This is a genomic window from Levilactobacillus parabrevis, from assembly GCF_044051715.1.
Classification (GTDB): Bacteria; Bacillota; Bacilli; order Lactobacillales; family Lactobacillaceae; genus Levilactobacillus; species Levilactobacillus parabrevis.
In genome coordinates this window covers 1,184,537-1,206,229 of sequence record NZ_CP168688.1, presented here as the reverse complement: position 1 = coordinate 1,206,229, position 21,693 = coordinate 1,184,537, and the positions used below count along the sequence as shown (strand labels likewise).

The following is a 21,693-nucleotide window of genomic DNA, read 5'->3' as shown; positions in this document are numbered from 1 at the left end:
TATAGCTTACTTTTCTTCAAAACCTTCCGTTGCCGTTTCAGGATAGTTTTCCCGAACGATAGCGGCACAGCGGGCACAGAAGTGAGGGTAGTCTTTGTCACTACCAACATCTTCCTTGGTCAAACGACAACGGTCACAAACCTCACCAGCGGCCGGTGTAACCTTGACGGCGACGTGATCGAAGCTCAGCGCATCGGCTGGGGCTTGATTCAGGTCGGCAAAGTCTAAACCAGAAACCAGTAAGATCTGTTGCACATCAACGTCTAACTTGTCCAACAACGTCTTGGTTTGGCCGTCAATGTACAAGTCCAGGTGGGCTTCAGCAGCCTTCCCAATCAACTTGGCATTCCGGGCTTCTTCCAAGGCCTTCAGAACGTGGCTCCGCAGCTTCATGAAGTGATCCCAAGCAGAGTTTTCACTGCTGTCTTCCACTTCGTTAGCGTCATCCATGTCCAGAACCTTAGGCATTTCGGCCAATTGCACGAAGTCTTCTGGTTCTTGCAGGAAGCCCCAGAGTTCTTCAGCGGTGTGTGGCAGGATTGGCGTGATCAACTTAGTCAAGCTAACGGCAATCTGGTAGAAGACCGTTTGCATGGACCGGCGTGCCTTGCTGTCAGCGGCATCAATGTATAAGATGTCCTTGGCAAAATCCAGGTAGAAGGCGGACAGATCGGTGACGACGAAGTTGATGAGTTCCTTGTAGATGTTCAGGAAGTCAAAGTTATCATAATGCCCTTCCACACTCTTCGTGAATTCGTTGAGCTTGTAAAGCATGTGACGGTCAACCGCGGTCAGCTGATCAAAGGCAACGGCGTCGGTCTTAGGATCGAAGTCGCTGGTATTTGCCAGCAAGTAACGCATGGTGTTCCGCAACTTCTTGTAGCTGTCAGAAATTTTGACGAAGGCTTCCGTAGAAACGCGAACGTCGGCTGAGGAATCAACGGAAGTGACCCAGAGACGAACGATGTCGGCCCCCATCTTCTTGATGATCTCGTCAGGAGCAATCGTGTTCCCCAGGGACTTGGACATCTTGTGACCCTCTTTGTCCAACGTAAACCCTTGTGAAACGACTTGCTTGTAAGGTGCCTTGCCGGTAGCGGCAACACTGGTGATTAAACTAGAGTTGAACCAACCACGGTATTGGTCGGAACCTTCCAAGTAAAGGTCTGCTGGGAAATCGAGGTAATCGCGTTCAGCCAAGACCCCTTGATGTGATGAACCGGAGTCGAACCACACATCCATGATGTCGGTTTCCTTCGTGAATTCACCATTTGGTGAGTGTTCACTAGTAAAGCCTTCGGGCAATAAGTCCTTGGCATCACGTTTGAACCAGATGTTTGAGCCGTATTGGCCGAACAAGTCAGCGACATGTTCCACCGTTTCTGGTGTGATGATTGCCTCACCATCTTCACCATAGAAGATTGGCAGTGGCACACCCCAGACCCGTTGCCGGGAAATAACCCAGTCGCCACGGTCCTTGATCATGTTGGCTAACCGCCGTTGACCCCAGTCAGGCTGGAACTTAACGTCTTTCAACGTTGCCAAGATTTCATCACGAATCTTGTCCACAGAAGCGAACCACTGTGGCGTTGCCCGGAAGATAACGGGCTTCTTCGTCCGCCAATCGAATGGGTAACTGTGTTCGTATGGCATGTAGTCCAGCAAGGCGTTGTTAGCCTTCAGCTTGTCCAACGCGATTTGGTTAGCATCTTCGTAGAAGACACCAGCAAAGTCGGGACCTGCTTCTTCGGTCATGTACCCTTGGTCGTTGACTGGTACTAAGACGGGCAGATTGTACAGCTTACCCACGTTGAAGTCATCTTCCCCAAGACCTGGTGCAGTATGAACCAAACCAGTCCCGGAATCGGTCGTGACGAAGTCGCCTAACATAACCACTAACTTGCGGTCGGCAATGAATGGGTGTTGGGCAATGATATTGTCCATATCTTGGCCCATCACCGTCTTCAAGACTTTGACGTCTTTCCAACCAAAGCGTTCGGCATTTTCAGCAACCAAGTCGCTGGCCAAGACAAACTTACGATCTTCACCGGCAGGTTGGACAACGGCATATTCGATACCAGCATCGATGGTGATCCCTTCAGAACCAGGAATGGTCCAAGGGGTCGTGGTCCAAACGACCAAGTAAGTATCGTCATCTAAGACGCCCTTACCATCAACGACCTTTTCTCCATAAAAGGCGGAAGGTGAGGTCACATCGTGGTATTCAACTTCGGCTTCAGCCATGGCTGATTCGGAGGACCATGACCAGTAGACTGGCTTCTTCCCCTTGTAGATCAACCCACGCTTGGCCATTTCACCAAAGACCCGCACTTCAGCGGCTTCGAATTCTGGCTTTAACGTTAAGTAAGGATTGTCCCATTCAGCGGAAACACCTAACCGCTTGAAGCCTTCACGTTGTTGGTCAACTTGCTTCAAAGCGTATTCGCGACAGAGGTCACGGAAGTCGGCAGTCGACATCTTCTTCCGGTCGTAGCCGGCCTTCGTCAACTGTTGTTCGATTGGCAGACCATGGGTATCCCAACCAGGAACGTAAGGTGCCCGGTAGCCGCTCATCGACTTGTAACGAACGATAATATCCTTGGAAACCTTGTTCAACGCGTGCCCCATGTGGATGGGACCGTTAGCGTATGGTGGGCCATCGTGCAAAATAAACGATGGCTTCCCCTCATTTAATTTTTGGCGGGCTTCATAAATCTTGTTTTCAGCCCAGACTTTTTGCCGTTCAACTTCTTTAACCGGCAAATTGCCACGCATTTTGAATTTGGTTTTACCCAGGTTCAACGTGTCTTTCACTCGCATACCGTCATTTCCTCCTTATGATTAAGTCCTTCACGGTTGATGAACCGGTGAGCTCAAGCCAGTCTAACTGGCCTCAGCTCACCGGTCTACCGGACCGATTGTATCCTGATGATCATGCAAAATAATTATCTTGTGCTCTGAAGTGCCCCCGGAGTGGATTAGCTGACACTAAACTTACCTTGCTTAGTATAACAGGTTGACACCGGCTGGCTGGTAATCAGGGCCTCGCTGTTGACTATTTTTTGGCAGGATTGCACTGGTGCTCCTCTACCATTACACAGCCGAAACGTGCGCCACAAGGCAGGTCCCTGCGCTTAACCCCAATAAGGAAAAAGCCAGACCCGGGCTTTTATCCTTATTGACGTTAATGCTCGGGACCTAACCGCCTTGTTCTGCACTCTTTCCAAACAAAAAACGACCCGTCGCAAGGGACGAAGTCGTTCGTGGTACCACCCAAATTCAGAAGGCGGTGGTTACCGCCTTCCCTCAAGACGCCGTATCGGGGCGCTTCCGCCGTTGCTTACTGTTGGTTCAGCCACGGGACTTGGAGAATGATACCAGCTAAAAAGAGGTGACGTTAGCCTTCCACCATCGCTAACTCGCTTGTGTCGTCTTTTTTAGTTGACTGATTTCTCTGTCATTTATTATTTATTGTTGGTCTTGATCAAAATGCGGTTGATCGTTGTCTGGGAAAATCACAACGGTCTCGCCATTATCATCATTCGCATCCGTCACTGGGGCTTCTTGGACCGGGGCATCATCTGCCACCGCCGTCTCACCACTTGGTTGGGATGTGTTTGAGTTTACGCCTTGAGCTGTATCATTGTCAAGCCGGTCGCCAACGACCTTCTTGATTTCTTCGTAGCTGGACATGGACCCTTCCTTTAACAGGCTGTCCCAGTCATTGGACTTAACCACTTCCAACTGACTTTCCAGCATAACTTGTAGACGTTGACGGAAGACCCGGGTACTCTTCTTCAAGTCATCAGTCTCCACGGCCAACTTCTTGGCCCGCTTCGAAGCTTCGTCCATGATCTGATTGCCCTTGTTCGTGGCTTCAGAAACAATATCAGAACTCTGCTTTTGCGCTTCTCTGATGATGATTTCGGATTCCTTTTGAGAATTAGCCTTAACCTTATCCGCAGCTTCTTGCGCAACCAAGATAGATTGGTTAAGAGAGTCCTTCAAGTCGTTAAAGTACTTGAGTTTCCCGTTTGCTGCATCTAATTGTTCCTCTAATTCCTTATTGTGATTCAACGTAATTTGGTAATCTTTGATGACTTGATCCAAAAAATCATTGACCTCATCAACGTTGTAACCACGCATCTTCGTGCCAAACTCTTTATTATGAATGTCTAATGGACTTAGTACCATTGTGTTCCCTCCGCATCTATTTCTTCAACACCGCTAGGGTGACCCGAATTTTTTCCTTTTTCGTACGGCCGGCAATCTCGTCTAACCGCACCCGACCAAACCCTCGGACCGACACGATGTCAGCCACGTCGAGCTCGTAATCCGGCTTGATGGTTTCCGTCCAGTTGACCCGGACGTGATTGCCTTCAATCAATTCCTTCGCGCGGTGCCGGGATAAATGGAAGCCGGTCCCCACGATGTTGTCTAACCGCAATGACGATAGGGTCGCAGACTCTGCTTCCCACTCGTCTAACGGTTGAATCAACGCAGCAAAGTCGCTGACCACTAGCCGGGACTTGACCCGACCAATGTGATCGACCTGCCCCGTCAAATAATCGGCCATTGACGACTCCGTCACGACCTGCCACGTTTCGCCATCGGTCAGGATATCGCCCAGAATTTCACGTTCGATCCCCGAACCCAACAACGTCCCCAAAATCTGGCTGTGATGTAACGTGGCAAACTTCACCGGATAATCTACCCGTAACAGTGTTAACTCGAAGTCTTTCTCCTCGGGTTCGTAATAATCCGGAAAGAACAGGGCGCGTTGCATCTCCGCCATTTTGTGGCCACCGCTAAATTGAACCTTCACGTCCGCACGGTGTGCTAACGTGGTGGCAATATAGACTTGCCGTGGGTTCAAGAAATGCGTGAGGACGGGGCGGTACTCGTCCGCCACCTGTTGAAGCCAACCACCGACAGCATCAATAAACGGTGCTTCATCCGGTCGAAAATGTTGTGTGACGTTCTCATCCATGTCTCAAACCTCCCCTTGATTCGTCAAACGAGTAGACTCAGTACAATGTACTGCAGGTACTGCAAACCATATTGAACCAACGATAGGACGATGATGGCCACGACTGGGCCAAATCCTAACGGTCCAACCGAAATGAAATTAAAGTAACTTAGAAATGGCTCGACCAGCCGGCCAATGAACTGACCTAACTTCGACTGGTAAGCCCCAGGCAACCAACTCATCAGCGCGTACACCACGATCAACATGATATAGGCACTCACGACCCAGCCTAAAACCTGGAAAATCAAATTCACAATCGTTAACAAGGCGTCGCTCCTTTACTTCGTAAACTGCGTTCCTAGATTTGCCGCGACGTCGCCGCTAACTTCAAAGTTATGCGGGGTGCACAGAAAAATCTGTTCACCGATCCGCTTGATCTCGCCACCCACAGCAAATGCGGTCCCATTTAAGAAATCTACGATGCGCTGTGCTTGTGGCTCATCGACCCGCGCAAAGTTCACGATGACGGCATCGCCACCTGTAAGCTGTTTGGCAATCGACTTCGCATCAGAGTAGATCCGGGGTTCACAAATTGCGATATGACTGGCATTGGGTTTTGCATTGCGCATGGCAACCACCTTTCGACTATCGACTGGCCGATTAGGGGTAGCTGGCGTTGGGTTCGCTACCGGAGCTGTTTCGGGTTCCTGATAGTCTTCGTCATAATCATCGTTGACACCGAAAAATCTGCTTAGACTAAACTTCTCCGCCATGGTTGGCCACTCCTCTCATAACGACTCCTACCTGGGACGCCCTTACTTGCGCCGACGCTTGAAGAACGGTGGCGTGTCCTCGCCCTTATTGCTATCATCAGCCGGTGCACTGTCATTGTTAGAGCTAGGGTTGAAGATATTAAAGTCTGGCTTGTCAACTCCGGCAAATTCATCATGAGATGAACTGGCCTTGGGTTCTGGCCGGTGGGCAGGTTCGCGGATGTCCCAGTTACCAAATGGATCTTGGTCCGTTTCATTCTTACTTGCTTGGTTATTTTGTGATTCAGTGTTGTTGCCTTGTTGATTGGATTCACGCCGAGCAACCCGACTGTGTTGGGCAGCCTCGCGTTCTTCCTTCTTCTTGTCGATCCCGGTAGCAATCACCGTGACCCGAACTTCATCGCCGAGTTCTTCGTCGATGGACGTCCCGAAGATGATGTTAACATCGCTGGTAGCGGCGTCAGACACAATTTGTGAAGCGGCTTGGGCTTCAAACAAGGACAGGTCTGGCCCACCGGTAATGTTCAACAGGACTTGTTCGGCACCATCGATAGAAACTTCCAGCAGTGGTGAGGAGATAGCCTTCTTGGTAGCGTCTTCTGTCCGGTTTTCACCGTTGGCAGAACCGATACCCATCAATGCAGCCCCTTGATCCTTCATAACCGTCTTCACGTCAGCGAAGTCCAAGTTAACGTAGCCAGGACTCGTGATCAAGTCAGAGATCCCTTGAACCCCTTGACGTAACACATTGTCAGCTTCTTGGAAGGCTTCCATCATTGGTGTCTTCTTGTCGACAATTTCCAACAGGCGGTTGTTGGCGATGACGATCAGCGTATCAACGCTTTCCTTCATGGCAGCAACCCCTTCAGCTGCAAATCGGCCGCGGCGTGGACCTTCAAAACTAAATGGCCGGGTCACAACCCCCACCGTCAAAGCACCGCCATCCTTGGCAATCTTAGCGACGATTGGGGCAGCACCGTTCCCAGTACCCCCGCCCATCCCAGCGGTAACGAAGACCATGTCAGCGCCATCTAAGGCTTCCGTGATTTGTTCTTCACTTTCTTCGGCAGCCTTGGCACCAATCTCAGGGTTGGCACCAGCACCAAGTCCCTTGGTCAGTTTCGGGCCAAGTTGAATCTTGGTTTCAGCCTTAGAAGCTTCCAAGGCTTGGACATCGGTGTTGGCAACGATAAATTCGACACCCTTAACGTCTTCGGCGATCATCCGGTTGACGGCGTTGTTACCCCCGCCCCCGACACCGATGACTTTGATATTCGCGCCGTGATTTTGCGCTGAATCTAGTGAGTATTCCATATTTGTATTTCCTCCATCTCGCATTAGTCGAAGAAGTCGCTAAAGAACTTCCGGAACCCTTCAGTTCGCTTTTTCTTTTCTTTTGGTTGTTTAGCCTTCGGAGTCTGACCAGATTGTGCCGGAGCATTGTTAGCAGCCTCTTGGGCGGCTTCTCTGGAACGAATCTCGTCAGTCTCATCGGCTAATTGGGTGGAGCCAGTCAAAGCACTCTTGATGAGCAAGTCAATCTCACTCAGATCCCCAAAGTATTTCACTAAAGCTAGTGCCAACGTGAACGATGGGTGCCGAAGCCCCATCTGATCGGGCACGTAGACCCGAACGTTGGTCCCAAATTCATCCGTAGCCAAGTCAGTGATGCCTGGCAGCGCAGCTACGCCACCAGTCAACACGATACCCCCCGGTAACTCTAAGGCTTGGACTTTGTCTAGGTTAGACCGTAGACGTTGGAAAATTTGGTCAAGTCTAGCTTCAATAATTTCAGCTAAGTATTTTTCCGAAATTGGTGTTGGTTGGCTTTGACCGACCACATCAACTGGGAACTCATCCTCGTCGCTGGCTTGCGTTGCATCGGCGTAACCATAATCGCGCTTGAGTTTTTCCGCGCTGTCCAGGGAAGTGTTCAAGACCACCGAGATATCCTTGGTGATGAATTGCCCACCTTCCTGGTCGACATCAATGTATTTTAACTGGTGGTCGTGAATCACGGCTGCCGTAGCTTGTCCGCCACCAAGATCAATCAGGATGGTCCCAAAGTCTTGTTCACCATCATTCATGACCATCATGCCTTGTGCCATCGGGTTGATAACTGTCCCCCGCAGGTTAAGGCCAGCTTGTTCCACGGCTTTGCGGGTATTGTGCATGATCGTCTTGGGTCCAGTAAACAACGTCCCGTGAATTTCAAGACGAACGCCGACCATCCCCCGCGGATCCTTGATCCCGTCAAAACCATCGACCACAAATTCGTCGGCTAAGATGTCCACGACTTCACGTTCTGGTGGTAAGCTCTGAATCAACGCGGCACTGGCGACCGTCCGGACGTCACGCCCCGTAATTTCACGAGATTGATCGTCAATGGCGATCATCCCGCTACATGGTTCAATCTTTAACATATTTGCGGGAATTCCCACAATTACATCGTGAATTTCGATGCTGGCCTTCTCTTCGGCTTGTCGAACGGCGCGCTGAATCGCTTCAGCTGCCTTGTCAATGTCCACGATAACTCCGCGACTGACACCATTCGAACGTTCATTTCCCACACCAATAACGTTCATTTGCCCTTTAACATTCTCAGCAACAATGACTTTTATTGAGGTGGTTCCTATATCGAGACCAACGTACATCCCTGAATTATCCATAGAAAAAGGAACCTCCTAAGTTAATCTAATATCAACACTGCATGAATTCGCTTTTTCCCCTAATTATTTTTCAGTTTACCACATTTACTAGGGGTTGAAAAAGCCTAATTGACGCTTTTTCGCCGTTGCAATCAAAATGAATTATTTTGTAAAGGGGTACGAGTACGCCCCAACCTCCAAATTGACCACACCTTTTTGTTTCATTTTCGCTGCAATCCCTGGGTAATACGCCATTTTCTGGGCGAAAGTTGGGATGCTAGCGTAGACCTCATTACCATCATTCATGAACAAGTGGACCCGGTTCGGATTGTCCTTATTCGGCGCATCATGAATTTCACTGATACTTCGTTTAATTTCCGAATCGAGCTTGGCATATTGCAAAATCATCTGGTGAAGGCGCTTGGTATTCTTGAAATTACCGTAAACCGGGGTTCCACTTTTAGGTTGGGTCACCGATTGTTCACTAACAATACCATTTTCTAAGACTTCATAGTAACGATTCTGCTTCATGACATACCCCGCCGTAACGTACTCGGTCACGTGAACCGTTGCCCGGTTAGGTCGCTGGAAGTGAATGGTCGCTTGCTTGAGGCGTGAATTTCGCCGGGGAGCCTGCCGTTCGAATTGCTTGGTATGCCCCCACAGCTTGAAGATTGAATCACCCGGTCGAACCTGCACCGCACGCTGAACACGTTGGGCGCTCAACACATCGGCACCAGTAACCGTCACCGTCTTGAAATGACTCAGTGGCGAGATCAGATAGACCATCGCCAGGATCACCACCGTAAAGCTGGTCAACAGTATCGTTAACCGGCGGACCAACTTACGGTTTCGTTGATGCTTCAGCCGCGGTAACTTGTCACCGATACGCTTAGCTTGATGAACCCACTTGGGCGCTTTGGCCTGCTTGCGCTGTGCCGCTGCCTTGCGTTGATAATTTTCCCAGGGCGTTAACGTTTCTTGTTGCTTCTTATCGTTGCGGTTCAAACGAAACTTCACAGCCGCACACCTCCCACTTGCTGGATTAGCGTGCTAGTCACGCTTGAGTGATAGAACCACGTCCAAGACCCGGTCCGCAGCATCCGGTACACCCAATTGTTTGGAAGCCACTGCCATATCTTGCCGTAAACCGTCGTCCGTCATCAGTTGATCGGCCTTAGCTACCAAGGTATCCCCGTTCAGATCAGCTTCCTTGATGATCTCAGCGGCCCCCACATTGGCCAACGACTGTGCGTTCTTAGTCTGATGATCAGCGGTTACATATGGGCTTGGAATCAAAATAGATGGAATCCCATCGGCTGTGATTTCCGCGATACTCGTTGCACCAGCCCGACCGACGATTGCGGCCACCTTGGGTAAGACTTCTGGCATGTTGGGAATGTACGGCTTAACCACGACGTTGTCGCCAATGGTCGTCGACTTGAGCTGTTCCATCACGCCATCATAACGCTTCTGCCCGGTAACAAAGACCACTTGGTAATCGCGTTGATTAAAAGCTGGGATCGCAGCGACGGTGGCCGCATTGATCTTCAAAGCCCCTTGGGACCCACCAAAGATCAGCAATGTTGGCACGTCATCTTTTAAATTGTATTCTTGCCAACTAAAACTGCTGACGACCTCAGCGGCTTCCTGGGCCCGTGGATTCCCCGTCTTCACCATTTTACTGGCAGGCAGTTGATCCAACGCGGCATCAAAGACGTAGGCGATTCGGTCCACGTACCGACTCAGGAACCGGTTGGTAATCCCAACCACACTGTTCTGCTCGTGAATCATCGTGGGAACGTTCAACCGGCTTGCGGCGTACACGACAGCCCCGGAAACGTAGCCCCCGGTACCAACCACGACGTCTGGCTTGAATTCTTTAATCATCTTCTTGGTCTCATGGACACTCTTTAAGAACAGATAGAGCGTCTTGAAATTGTCCAAGGACAGAGACCGCTTGAAGCCTTGAATCTTCGTTGACTTGAAGGGAATTCCCTTGGCCGGAACGATGCTACTTTCCAATCCTCGCTCGGATCCCACATAGAGGACCTCGGCGTCAGGATCGCGTTTCTTCAAAGCTTTGATAAGGGCCAGTGCCGGATAAATATGTCCACCGGTACCACCACCCGATACGATTAGTCGCATTTACTTTTCCTCCTGCTTACCCGTCAGGTTCTCAACGGCCTTGATAAAGCGGTCGCCACGAACCTCAAAGTTCGGGTATTGATCCCAGCTGGCATTGGCCGGCGACAGGAGAATGATGTCACCAGGATCACTCAGTTGGTAAGCCACTGGCACACCGGCTTCGGCATTCTCAGCAAACTTAATGGTCTTGATACCAGCCTGCTTTGCTGCATCTTCCAACAGCTTGGCCGTCTGACCGAAGAGCACGATAGCCTTGACGTGTGCCTTAAAGGCGGGCACCATCTTTTCAAAGGTGTAGCCCCGATCCAAACCACCAGCCAGCAAGACCACTGGGGCGTTGAAGCCCTTCAATGCCATCTCGGTTGCTTCCATGTCGGTTGCCTTAGAGTCATTGTAGTATTGACGACCCTCGGCCTCTAGCACGTATTGAGTCCGGTGCCGCACACCACCAAAGGTTTTCAGCACACTGACAATGGCTGCCGTGCTGACCCCTTTGATTTTGGCCACGGCAATTGCGGCCAAAGCATTTTCGATGTTGTGATCCCCAGGAACCTTGACGTCGCTGGCGGCCATGATCTTTTCACCACGGAAGTAAAGCTCGCCATCGGCTTCATAAGCCCCATCCTGCGAGTTATCCTCCCGCGAGAATGGCACAATCTTGGCGGCGGATTGCTTACTCAGCTCACGCCACTCTGGATTGTCAAAGTTGACCACAAAGTAGTCGTCCGCCGTTTGATTGGCGGTAATCTTCATTTTGGCCGCAACGTAGTTAGCCCGCGTCTTGTGATAATCCAAGTGATTGGAGAAAATGTTGGTCAGGACCGCGATGTGGGGGTGAAATTCAGTCGTTCCCACCAGCATGAAGCTAGACACTTCCAAGACCAGAGTGTCATCGGCTGTGACCTCTTGGGCAACCTTACTGGCCGGAACACCAATGTTTCCGGCATAAACGGCGCGGCCCGCCTGACGGTCATGATCCAACATCTTTTGAATCATCGTCGTGGTCGTGGTCTTCCCATTGCTGCCAGTGACAGCGACCAATTCGGCCTCAGCGACTTCGCCGGTCAATTCCATTTCTGAAATAATCGGTAGTTTTAAGTCCAGTGCCCGCTTTACAACCGGCACATCGTATGGAATCCCAGGATTCTTCACGATTAAATCGTACCCGGCGTCTAGCAGATCCGGCGTTTGTTCGCCAAGAATCACGTTAAAACCAGCCGCTTTAAGTTCCTGTGCGTCCTGATTTTCTGCCAGTGGTTGGACATCACTGACGGTGACCGTAGCCCCCAAACGTTTTAATAATTTTGCTGCATTGGTCCCACTCTTAGCCAATCCCAAGACGAGAACCTTTTTCCCTGCATATGTCGTGATCTGCTTCATAACGCCGTTCGCTCTCCATTCATTTTTAGTGTTACTTATTTTGATATCGTTTATTTCGGGCACATTGTCGCCTGCGGTTGCCAGAGATTCCGTTTGCTGTGGGGACCGGCAAAAGCCTGAGAAGCGGTCTTTTGCCTCGACTTTGAGCCGTGAAGTTCACCCGTCTCAAAGCACGTCCCGCGCTGTAGTTTGGCAAAAAAACGCCAAACAACACCGCCGTCACAGCTAGCTACACCTCTGGCCTCCTCCGGCTAAGCTAATTGTGCCCAAATTAAGCCTAGCAACCTTCATTCAGAGCATTTTACCAGGAGACAATGACTGACTTTACTAGCCAACAATCTCATCGAGACACCTATAAAAGATGAGTACCCCAAATTTGGCACTATCTCTAGTTTATCAGGTTCGCTGACTTATCTCACTAAATCTGCCAAAATCTACAAGAAATCTTCGATATTCAGTGATTTTTAGGGCAATGCTGGCAAATTACCGATGGTTAGCAGTTAATTTCCTGTGAGGATCTCCTAAAAAGCCGCTAAGCCCATTCCGATAAATTCATGGTCAACTGGACCACCATCCCCACTAAATAGCTGTAGCAAGCCAATATAGCACATACTGTCGCCACCAACACCATTGTTGCGCAAAGTCAACGACTAGTGTCAGCCGTGAGGACGGTTATCCAGCCAAACCGGCAGTGGACGAAAAAAGGCTAGCTTGGCCCTAACGAGCAAGCTAGCCCATTAGTCGTCCAGTCGTTAGTTGGCTAAGATGGCCCAGACACCCGTCAACGCGGTAATCAAACCAATTCCCCAGAAAGTCAGGTCGATCTTCCATTCACTCCAACCCTTCATTTCGAAGTGGTGGTGAATCGGACTCATCAGGAAAATTCGCTTGCCCGTCAACTTGAATGAGGCAACTTGCAACATAACACTCGCCGTCTCAATCACAAAAATCAAACCGATCCACAGCAGGGACAGTTCGTGATGCAACAGAATAGAAACTGCTGCTAAAGCCCCACCAAGGGCTAACGAACCGGTATCACCCATAAAGATCTTGGCTGGCTCGTGATTAAAGATGAGAAAACCGAGAAGACTGCCGACTACGGCAAAACAAAAGATAGCAATGTTAATTTGGTGTTGTTGGTAAGCCACGATCCCGTAGGCCGTAAAGGCGATACTAGCCAACCCACTGACCAGGCCGTCTAACCCATCCGTTAAGTTCACGGCGTTAGAGAACCCAACCAACCAAATAATAATGAAAACGGCGTACCAGCCACTCATATGCCAGTCGCCCAAGCCCGGTACGTGCAAAGCCATTGGCAACTGTTCGTGGGTGTAGACCCAGAACAGGATCAGTGCGCCCACAATTTGGCCGAGTAATTTTTGCCACGCCTTAAGGCCTTCGTTCTGGCGATGGAACAATTTAATGCTATCGTCCCAAGCACCTAACGCCCCATAGAGCACCAAGATAAAGAGTAAGATCCAGGTCGTGGAAAGCACATGGTGTGGCGCTAATGCCCAACTGGTAACCAGCGTCATCACCACAATCGCGATGATGTACAGCAAGCCCCCCATCGTTGGCGTTCCGGACTTTTTCTCATGCCAAGTTGGTCCCTCTTCACGAATCATTTGTCCTTCATGCCGGGCTCGGAAGTATCGAATCAGTGATGGCATAAACGCCACGGTAATTATAAATCCACCCAACAAGGGCACTACTACATTCATCATTCTCTTTCTCAATCCTCATTCTTATTTATTTTGTTTCAAAGTCACCGTTAACGTCGCACCGGAAGCGACGGTGGTTCCCGCCTTGATACTTTGCTTCGTGACGTAACCATCCCCGGTAACGTTAAGTTTTAATCCTTCAATCTGGGCTAATTTTACCACATCGCCCTTCGACCAGCCCGTCAAGCTCGGTAAAGCCACGGTGCCCCCCGTATTCAGGAAGACCCGCTGATTCTTATACAACGTGGTTCCCGCCGAAACGGATTGCTTCGTGACCTTATTCCCATTTCCGAGCAAGGTGACCGTTGCACCGGCCTTAGTCAGCGCATTCGTCGCTACCGTTACAGTCCGACCAGCAACTAATGGCATCTTGGAGGCCCTAGTCGTCTTGGCCTCAGTATCTTCCTGCAAAGCCCGTGCCATGACAGGCTTCATGATGGAAGCCAGCAGCTGTGAGGCGGTCTTACTGCCTAGATGGGGCTGCTTCATGGTGATGTACATCACATATTTCGGATGACTAGCAGGGACCATGGCTGCCACAGAATAGAGATAGTTGTCATCCCCAGACAGGTAGCCTTTCCCGTTGCTGACTTGAGCAGTCCCGGTCTTAGCAGCGACTCGTTCCCCACTCATTTTGTAGTCACTCCCAATACCATAACTCTTATAGACGACATCTTCCATATGTTTCCGAACAGTTTTCGCCGTTTTGGCCGAAATGGGGTTACCAACGACTGTTGGAGAATACTTTTTGACGGTCTTGTTGGTATTGGGGTCCGTTACCTTACTGATCACGTAAGGCTTCATCATCTTCCCATCATTGCTGACGGCGGTTAAGCCCTGCAGCATCTGAAAGGCAGTGACCTGAATCCCTTGACCAAACGCGGTATCAGCCTGTTCAATTGGTCGCTGGAAGGCAATACTCCCGCTCATTTCACCGGGTAACCCAGAGTTGGTACTCTTCAGGAAGTGGAAACGATCGATGTACTTCTTCCAGGTTTTGGCGCCCATTTGCTGTTCCAGATGGGCCATCGCAACGTTACTAGAGAGGGCAAACCCCTTATCATAGGTAATTGTCCCCCACCCAGACGTATTCCAGTCAGGAACAATCTGATTGCCGATGGCGTATTTCCCGGATTGATAGGTGGCATTCCCATTGTAATTTCCGCTATCAATGGAAGAAGCCATTGTGAAGATTTTCATCGTTGATCCAGGTTCGTAGGCATCCTGAACCAGTGTATCCCGCCAGATGTCGCCTAGTCCCTGCTTCGTGCTGGCATTAAACGTCGGCCGTTGCGTGGCAGCGAGGATGGCCCCAGTCTTGGCATTCATCAACACAGCATTCATCGAGTTGGCCTTGACCTGATTCTGAACACTACTCATTTCAGTTTCTAATAGTGTCTGCAACCGGGTATCCAGCGTCGTATACACGTTGTCCCCGTTCTTAGCCTTCTTGGATTTCTGTTTCGTTCCAGGTAACTGGTAACCGTACATATCCTTCTTGATTTTCTGTGACCCATTCGTCCCGGTCAATTGCTTGTTGAAGGCTTGTTCGATGCCCATCGACCCCGTCAGTGTCGTCTGACCCTTATCGTTGGTCTTGGCCTGAGCTAGACCCACCAGATGAGAGGCAAACGTTCCATTGGGATAGAGGCGAGATTCCTGCTGAATGAAGTTGACCCCACTCAGATGTTCCTTTTGAATCTTCTGCTTGGTGGTCAGTGAAATATTCTGACCTGCCGTTCCAAATTCCACCTGGAAGGGGTGCCCAGAGCTAGGATTCAGGATTTTTAACGCCTTGTCGCGGCTGATTGGCAAATTCTTTGCCAGAACGGTCGCAATCTTTTCTTTATTAGTGGCATACAGTTTCTGTCCGTCCACACTCTTCTGCCGCTTATCCAGCACCACGTAAAGTGAGTACACGCTGGTATCTTCGGCAATCGCTTGCCCGTTGGCATCGTAAATGGTCCCCCGTTTGGCCTTGAGGGTCTCGTTGGCCGTATAGAGCTTCTGCGCGGAAGCACTCAGGTTAACGTTCTGAACCTTCTTGCCAATGGAGATATACGAAAAGCGACCAACGATGAGTATAAAAACAGCAATGAAAAGGAAAAACAGAAACTGGCCAACGTACTTCCGGTTCCTGCGGGGTTGCTTATTCATCATTTGTCGCTTATTTGGATCTTTCATTATTTGTTTACATTCCTTATGCGGTCATTTTGGAGAGATAGACCTTGCTTTTTGGCAATTTTATCAAGTCGGCTCCGACTCTGCAACTCATTTATTTGCTGTTGCTTGTTGGTGTTGCGATTGGTATAGGTCGTCACAGCATTGTTGACACTTTGCAGTTCATGCTGGGCGTTGCTCATTGAGATCTTGGCAGAAACGACACAGACCATGAGCACGGCTAAAACAAGACCGCACACGGTCATCAAACATTTTTCAAATTTCGAAACCGGTAACTTTTGGCTGTTAGGGTTGCCTTGAGGCTGAACCTGAGGTTGTGCCTGGCGTTGCGGCTGCTCTATGTTTGGGCGTTGTTGGGGTTCCGGCGTTAGGGGAACCGCTTCAGCTAAATTATTTTGCGCCATAATTGATCATCATCCTATGTCAATATTTAGTGATTGGTTTACTATTTAACTTTTTCTAAAATTCGTAATTTGGCGCTATGTGCGCGGTGGTTCGCGGCCAACTCTTCCTCGGAAGGCGTGATTGGTTTGCGGTTGACCAGCTTATAGTTGGGCTGCAAATTATCAGGGATTACCGGAATACCGTGGGGGAGTTCTGGTAATGAAGAGTTTTCACGAAACATGGTTTTAACCAGTCGGTCTTCCAACGACTGGAAGGTAATGACGCTGACCCGGCCGTTCAGAGCCAGCAAGCCGATTGCCTGTTCCAGGGAGTCCTCAAGAGCCCCCAATTCATCGTTAACGGCAATTCGAATCGCTTGAAAAACCTTCTTAGCGGGATGACCGCCGTGCCGACGAGCGGCAGCGGGAATCCCTTCCTTGATGATTTCAACCAACTGACCCGTCGTATCGATAGGCGCGGTGGCGCGGTGACGCTCGATAGCTCTGGCGATTGGCTTAGCGAACTTCTCTTCACCGTAACGATGGAAGATCCGCATCAAGTCGTTGAATTCCCACTCGTTGACCACGATCCACGCGGTCAGCTTGGCACTCTGATCCATCCGCATATCCAGTGGCGCATCGTGTTGGTAACTGAACCCACGGTCGGCTTCATCAAATTGCGGTGAAGAAACACCGAGGTCGTAAAGAATCCCATCGACCTCGGTAATGTTCCGGGCGTTCAGTTCCTCTTTAATCTGACGGAAGTTGTTCTTGATAAAAGTCAGCTTCCCAGCTTCAACGTACTTTTTTAAATGTTCTTGATTGTAAGTAATGGCTGTCTGATCCTGGTCAAATGCATAGAGATGGCCCGTTGTTAACTGCTCCAGAATGTGTTGGCTATGTCCTCCTCCACCGAGAGTGCAGTCAACGTAGGTGCCCGTTGGCTTGATGGCTAACCCCGCCACTGCTTCATTTAACAAAACCGTTACATGATGAAAGTCTTCCATGAACACTCTCCCTTCCTAAGCTACATCCCGAAGTCGATTAAATTTTCGGCGATATCGTCGAAATCTTCTTCGGCGGCGGTGGAGAACTTGTCCCACCGTTCTTGACTCCAAATTTCAAAGCGATTAGCCACGCCAACGATGACGCATTGCTTAGACAACGCAGCGTGGTCCTGTAAGGACTTCGGTAAGTTGATTCGCCCCTGTTTATCCAGCTCGCACTCCGTCGCAGCGGAGTAGAAGAAGCGGACAAAGGCCCGAGCGTCCTTACGATTTACTGGCAAGGCTTTCAATTTTTCCTGCAGTGCTGCCCACTCAGACATTGGATAGCCGAATAAACAACCATCCATGCCCCGGGTCACTACAAATTGTTCGCCAAGCTGCTCCCGAAATTTTGCGGGAATAATGAGCCGGCCCTTGGTATCGATTGAATGTTCAAATTCGCCCATGAACATGGCCATTACCCCCTATTTGTAACTATTGTCAAGTTTACCACATGCCCCCACTTTCTACCACAACGTTTCCGAATTTTTATAAATTTCCCCACAAAGCTTAAAAAAGCCGCGGCGAACATCTGTTCACCGCGGCTGAAAGCCCTTCATATTTCACCAAAAAACTGGTTCCATAATCAAAATTATTAATATTTATGCATTAGCTAACTAATTACAAGTAAAAAGCATACAATGAATCCCAGCAACCAATACAGGTCAGTTAAGCGCCAAAAAGTCTTAAAAAAGCTACTGTATAGGATTTCGTGGTTCCGCACGGCCTGCATGACCGCAACGATAATGCCCACCGCCATCCAGCCGATAACCAGCCAGGGCATAATCAGTCCCGAACCGGCCGGAATCAGGTTCAGCGCCCCCAACAAAAAGAGCGGCGCCATAAGGTCCCAGGTACTGAGCCCCTTCGGCCAGCGCTTCCGCAACAAGGTCTTTGCACCCCGAATTAATAAGAACCCAATCGCCAGAATTGCGAGTTGGCCACCCGGCGATGTCCAAAACTTCATTTTACTTCCCCCCACTGCTAGTCTTCGTTATATTATAGAGATTTCGGCGACTACATGCAATTCGGAATTGTAACAACTCCTTGACAAGTTGGCTATAGCTGTTGCATTTCGAGCGGCGCCACGGTAAACTAGTTGAGTAAAATGGGACGTAAAGAGGTGGCTATTCACGTATGGAAAAGAAAAAGAAATCAACATTCCAAAAGATTCTCAACGTTTTTGTTTGGATCATGATCATCGCAACGATTGGGTCACTTGTTTTCGGTGCCATTACCGCATTCATGAACTAGTTAATGCTACGAGGCATCCTGCACAGTTAAAATACTGTGACAGGATGCCTTTTTATTTTTGCATAATATCCACAATCTGTGGTTGAACTGACAGGGCGTCACAGCCCGTCAGATTTAACCGAAAAACCGGTTATTTCTGCTTGTGATTATGTTAACTAAGTAAATTAACTAAATTCGCTATTCTGCACTAGCAGCTTTTTCTCGCGACCTCCTAAAACTTCATCAGTTTTCTTAAATCATAACTAACCTGTTGCCCACTAACTAAAAAGAGCGCTGACTATACTCGCCGATCACTCAGACACGTTTAGCCAACACTTTTATTTTTGAGAGTTTTACCGCTTCTACTGACAATCGTCCAACGCCCCTAACTGCTGTGCGATAGCTTGCCGGTTAGGCACCGGCTTTTCGATAGCGGTTAAGAGTTCACCAGAAATCTTATCGACTACGACGCCTAAGTCACCTGGCACCGATGATGCGTACAGTCGGAGTAGTGCCTGCAAACTGCGAAAGTCCGTCTGCCACTGCATGTCGCGCTGTGGGTTGTTCACAAGATTTTTCGTCAGTCGTTGGATATTCTGATTGACGCACTGCCGCGTCGTCCGTTTCTTTTTCTTTGTCTGACCATCCGGCAAGAAGACTGCCACAACCGTGGAGAGTCGTTCACCAATGTCCTCGACCCAGTTGCTCCTCGTTCCCCAGTCCATAGAAAAAGCCTCCCCCATTTAGTTAATAGGATACGCCCATTAACGATGCCGACCAACGATTGCGACGGCTACGAGGAGACTTGGTAAGGTTATTTGGTTAAGTCACAAGACTATTCAGATGAATCCGGCTGGTCAGCCGAACTGTCGGGTTGCTTGTAAACCTGACGAGGCTTGCTGCCCTCCTGCGGACCAATGTAGCCACGCTGTTCCAGATCATCCATGATCCGGGCCGCCCGGTTATAGCCGATACGGAATCGCCGTTGCAGGAGCGACGTGCTGGCCTTCTGCTGATCGACGACAAATTTTAACGCATCATCAAAGAGTTCATCGTCGCTGTCACCGGCCTCTTCCTGTTGAATTTCCTCATCCGTGACCATCATGTCTTCATCGTAATCCGCAGTCTGTTGCTGCTTGATGAAATCAACCACGTTCGTCACGTCCTCATCAGGGATAAAGGCCCCTTGGACCCGGACTGGCGAGTTGGCGTCGACCGGTTGATAGAGCATATCCCCCCGACCGAGCAGCTTTTCTGCCCCGTTGGTATCGAGGATCGTCCGCGAATCAATTCCGCTGGACACGGCAAAGGCAATCCGCGATGGCACGTTGGCCTTGATTAGTCCGGTAATGACGTCAACTGAAGGCCGTTGCGTTGCCAGAATCATGTGGACCCCAGCAGCCCGACCCATTTGTGCTAGTCGAATGATGGCGTCTTCCACTTCATTGGAAACGGTCATCATCAAGTCGGCCAGTTCATCGACGACGACCACAATGTATGGCAAGGTCGGTCGCGCCTGATCATCCTCGGCGTTCGCCTTCTGGACAAAGGCATTGTAGGTCGAGATCTTTCGCTGTCCAAACTGTGAAAAGAGTTCGTAGCGTCGTTCCATTTCGGCCACAACCTTATGCAACGCCCGCGCTGCCTTCTTCGGTTCGGAAACCACCGGTGTCAGCAGGTGCGGAATCCCATTGTACACGCTGAGCTCAACCTTCTTCGGATCAATCAGCATCAGCTTGACTTGATCCGGCCGCGCATTCATTAAAATACTGGTAATGATGTCATTGATGGCCACCGACTTCCCACTCCCAGTCGCTCCGGCAATCAGAAGATGGGGCATCTTAGTGAGGTCCATGCTGACGACCTGGCCAGTAACGTTACGACCCAGCGGCACTTGTAACGGCTTATTCGGATGTGGTGGCTGAGCTTCAACCACGTCTCTAAAGGCCACGGTCGAAACTTCCTTGTTGGGCACTTCGATCCCAATCAAAGACTTCCCGGGAATCGGTGCTTGGATCCGAATTCCTTTAGCCGCCAACGCCAACGCGAGGTCGTCCGCCAAATTCACAATGCGTGAGACCTTGACCCCAATGGCTGGGTGCAATTCATACTCAGTCACAGACGGTCCCAAGCTGACGTTCTTCACCTCAGCGTCCACGCCAAAGCTATCTAGCGTCTGCTTCAGGATCTTGGTGTTGGCATCAATAGCGTTGACCTCATCCGTCTGGTCAGTGGGTGGAACCTGCTTCAACAGGTCGGCCGTTGGTAACTGATAGTTCGGATCGACCGGCGTACTGTTGACTAGGCTAGCCTCTGTGTCGTCGGCATCACTTGCATCTGCTGGTGCCGCACTGACCGGCGCCTTAGGCTGCTCATTGGCCACCGTAATGTGATAGCTGGGTTCCGGTGCGGCTGATTTAGCCGCTGCACGGGGCGTCGGCAAATCCTTGGCATCCGGATCCGTTGGCGTCGTGATGGCCGGCTTGGCCGGTTTGGCCGCTGTCCGCTTTTCACGCTGCTGCTGTACCTTTTCGTTACCCCGTTTCAGAGCATCACTGCTGGCCTGAACACCGTGGTGCAACGTCTGCCAAATTGTCTGAAACCAGCGTTGAATATCGGCGAAGGGAATCTGAAAGAAGACGATAACCCCGCCGACCATGATCAGCCAGGAGGCAACCTGGGCCCCCACCAGAGCGATCAACCAAGCCACGATGCTCAATTCAAATGCTCCGATGGCACCACCACCGAGCTGTGAGGTCAACCCACCACTCCACAGATCGGCAAGACCGGCCTGCCAGGTGGTCGCAAAAAATTGACTGTGTTGATCAACTTCAATGAAGTGATTGGCGGTAATCCAAAGCAGCCAACCACCGTAGACCAACCCACCGCCAATCCAATAATGGCGCTTTAACTGCGGCAGGACACCGGTAACGGCCAACGCTGCACCAAGCGCTCCAATCAGAACCAACCCGAATTGATAAGTATCCCCAATGAACAGACGAATTAGGTTGGCCCACAGCGTTCCCAACAAGCCCAAGTTAAAGAGCCCTAGTGCCGCTAATGCTAGTAACACCAGACCAATCACGTTGCTTGTGTATGGAAAAGGCTGCTTTTTCGTTGTCCGCCGCTTAGTCGGCTTACGTTTAGTTGGCCGACGCCGTGACGTCTTTCGTTTCGTAGCCAAGAAGCGGCCCCCTTTCGTTTTTTAAGA

Annotated in this window: 19 protein-coding genes; 1 reads left to right on the top strand and 18 read right to left on the bottom strand. The window is 50.2% G+C overall.

The genetic code is table 11. The annotated features are described in order from the left end of the window. Window positions 1-6 precede the first annotated feature (6 nt). From ileS to ACEPSU_RS05650, 16 genes are all read right to left on the bottom strand, one after another. Complete coding sequence (ileS, locus tag ACEPSU_RS05725; RefSeq protein WP_395323063.1) at window positions 7-2,820, bottom strand: isoleucine--tRNA ligase; 2,814 nt, start codon at window positions 2,818-2,820, stop codon at window positions 7-9. 648 nt (window positions 2,821-3,468) lie between these two features. Continuing rightward, window positions 3,469-4,194 (bottom strand): DivIVA domain-containing protein, encoded by a 726-nt coding sequence (locus ACEPSU_RS05720; RefSeq protein ID WP_260339374.1) that lies wholly within the window; start codon window positions 4,192-4,194, stop codon window positions 3,469-3,471. Window positions 4,195-4,210: 16 nt separating this feature from the next. Further along, on the bottom strand, window positions 4,211-4,990 hold the full coding sequence (locus tag ACEPSU_RS05715; RefSeq protein WP_020088808.1) for an RNA-binding protein: 780 nt from the start codon (window positions 4,988-4,990) through the stop codon (window positions 4,211-4,213). Between the two features lie 23 nt (window positions 4,991-5,013). After that, window positions 5,014-5,295 (bottom strand): YggT family protein, encoded by a 282-nt coding sequence (locus ACEPSU_RS05710; protein ID WP_020088809.1) that lies wholly within the window; start codon window positions 5,293-5,295, stop codon window positions 5,014-5,016. A 12-nt stretch (window positions 5,296-5,307) separates the two neighbouring features. After that, window positions 5,308-5,742, bottom strand: a complete 435-nt coding sequence (locus tag ACEPSU_RS05705; RefSeq protein ID WP_020088810.1) for a cell division protein SepF — start codon at window positions 5,740-5,742, stop codon at window positions 5,308-5,310. Window positions 5,743-5,784: 42 nt separating this feature from the next. Further along, the gene (gene ftsZ / locus ACEPSU_RS05700; protein WP_020088811.1) at window positions 5,785-7,056 is read right to left on the bottom strand and encodes a cell division protein FtsZ; all 1,272 of its coding nucleotides are present in this window, start codon (window positions 7,054-7,056) and stop codon (window positions 5,785-5,787) included. A 23-nt stretch (window positions 7,057-7,079) separates the two neighbouring features. Next, on the bottom strand, window positions 7,080-8,411 hold the full coding sequence (gene ftsA, locus ACEPSU_RS05695) for a cell division protein FtsA (protein WP_056990109.1): 1,332 nt from the start codon (window positions 8,409-8,411) through the stop codon (window positions 7,080-7,082). Window positions 8,412-8,552: 141 nt separating this feature from the next. Next, window positions 8,553-9,410 (bottom strand): cell division protein FtsQ/DivIB, encoded by an 858-nt coding sequence (locus ACEPSU_RS05690; protein ID WP_020088813.1) that lies wholly within the window; start codon window positions 9,408-9,410, stop codon window positions 8,553-8,555. A 33-nt stretch (window positions 9,411-9,443) separates the two neighbouring features. Next, a complete protein-coding gene (gene murG / locus ACEPSU_RS05685; RefSeq protein WP_395323062.1) occupies window positions 9,444-10,538 on the bottom strand; it encodes an undecaprenyldiphospho-muramoylpentapeptide beta-N-acetylglucosaminyltransferase in 1,095 nt (364 codons plus the stop codon). Continuing rightward, a complete protein-coding gene (murD, locus tag ACEPSU_RS05680) occupies window positions 10,539-11,918 on the bottom strand; it encodes a UDP-N-acetylmuramoyl-L-alanine--D-glutamate ligase (protein ID WP_395323061.1) in 1,380 nt (459 codons plus the stop codon). Window positions 11,919-12,670: 752 nt separating this feature from the next. Further along, entirely contained in the window at window positions 12,671-13,642 is a 972-nt protein-coding gene (gene mraY / locus ACEPSU_RS05675) for a phospho-N-acetylmuramoyl-pentapeptide-transferase (RefSeq protein WP_395323060.1), read from the bottom strand. 21 nt (window positions 13,643-13,663) lie between these two features. Next, window positions 13,664-15,823 carry a penicillin-binding transpeptidase domain-containing protein gene (locus ACEPSU_RS05670; RefSeq protein WP_395323059.1) on the bottom strand — a complete coding sequence of 720 codons (2,160 nt, stop codon included), beginning with the start codon at window positions 15,821-15,823 and terminating at the stop codon, window positions 13,664-13,666. Continuing rightward, a complete protein-coding gene (gene ftsL, locus ACEPSU_RS05665; RefSeq protein WP_020088818.1) occupies window positions 15,823-16,224 on the bottom strand; it encodes a cell division protein FtsL in 402 nt (133 codons plus the stop codon). Before ftsL ends, ACEPSU_RS05670 begins: the two co-directional genes overlap by 1 nt. Window positions 16,225-16,265: 41 nt before the next feature. Further along, complete coding sequence (gene rsmH / locus ACEPSU_RS05660; RefSeq protein ID WP_260346962.1) at window positions 16,266-17,210, bottom strand: 16S rRNA (cytosine(1402)-N(4))-methyltransferase RsmH; 945 nt, start codon at window positions 17,208-17,210, stop codon at window positions 16,266-16,268. Window positions 17,211-17,230: 20 nt separating this feature from the next. Next, entirely contained in the window at window positions 17,231-17,662 is a 432-nt protein-coding gene (gene mraZ, locus ACEPSU_RS05655; protein ID WP_020088820.1) for a division/cell wall cluster transcriptional repressor MraZ, read from the bottom strand. A 200-nt stretch (window positions 17,663-17,862) separates the two neighbouring features. Continuing rightward, window positions 17,863-18,216, bottom strand: a complete 354-nt coding sequence (locus tag ACEPSU_RS05650; protein WP_020088821.1) for a DUF3397 family protein — start codon at window positions 18,214-18,216, stop codon at window positions 17,863-17,865. A 170-nt stretch (window positions 18,217-18,386) separates the two neighbouring features. On the opposite strand from ACEPSU_RS05650, the gene ACEPSU_RS05645 reads away from it, so the two are divergent. After that, complete coding sequence (locus tag ACEPSU_RS05645; RefSeq protein WP_020088822.1) at window positions 18,387-18,503, top strand: DUF4044 domain-containing protein; 117 nt, start codon at window positions 18,387-18,389, stop codon at window positions 18,501-18,503. A 341-nt stretch (window positions 18,504-18,844) separates the two neighbouring features. On the opposite strand, the gene ACEPSU_RS05640 is transcribed toward ACEPSU_RS05645, so the two are convergent. Beyond that, window positions 18,845-19,207 (bottom strand): hypothetical protein, encoded by a 363-nt coding sequence (locus ACEPSU_RS05640; RefSeq protein WP_395323057.1) that lies wholly within the window; start codon window positions 19,205-19,207, stop codon window positions 18,845-18,847. Between the two features lie 110 nt (window positions 19,208-19,317). Next, a complete protein-coding gene (locus ACEPSU_RS05635; protein WP_395323056.1) occupies window positions 19,318-21,666 on the bottom strand; it encodes a DNA translocase FtsK in 2,349 nt (782 codons plus the stop codon). Window positions 21,667-21,693 lie beyond the last annotated feature (27 nt).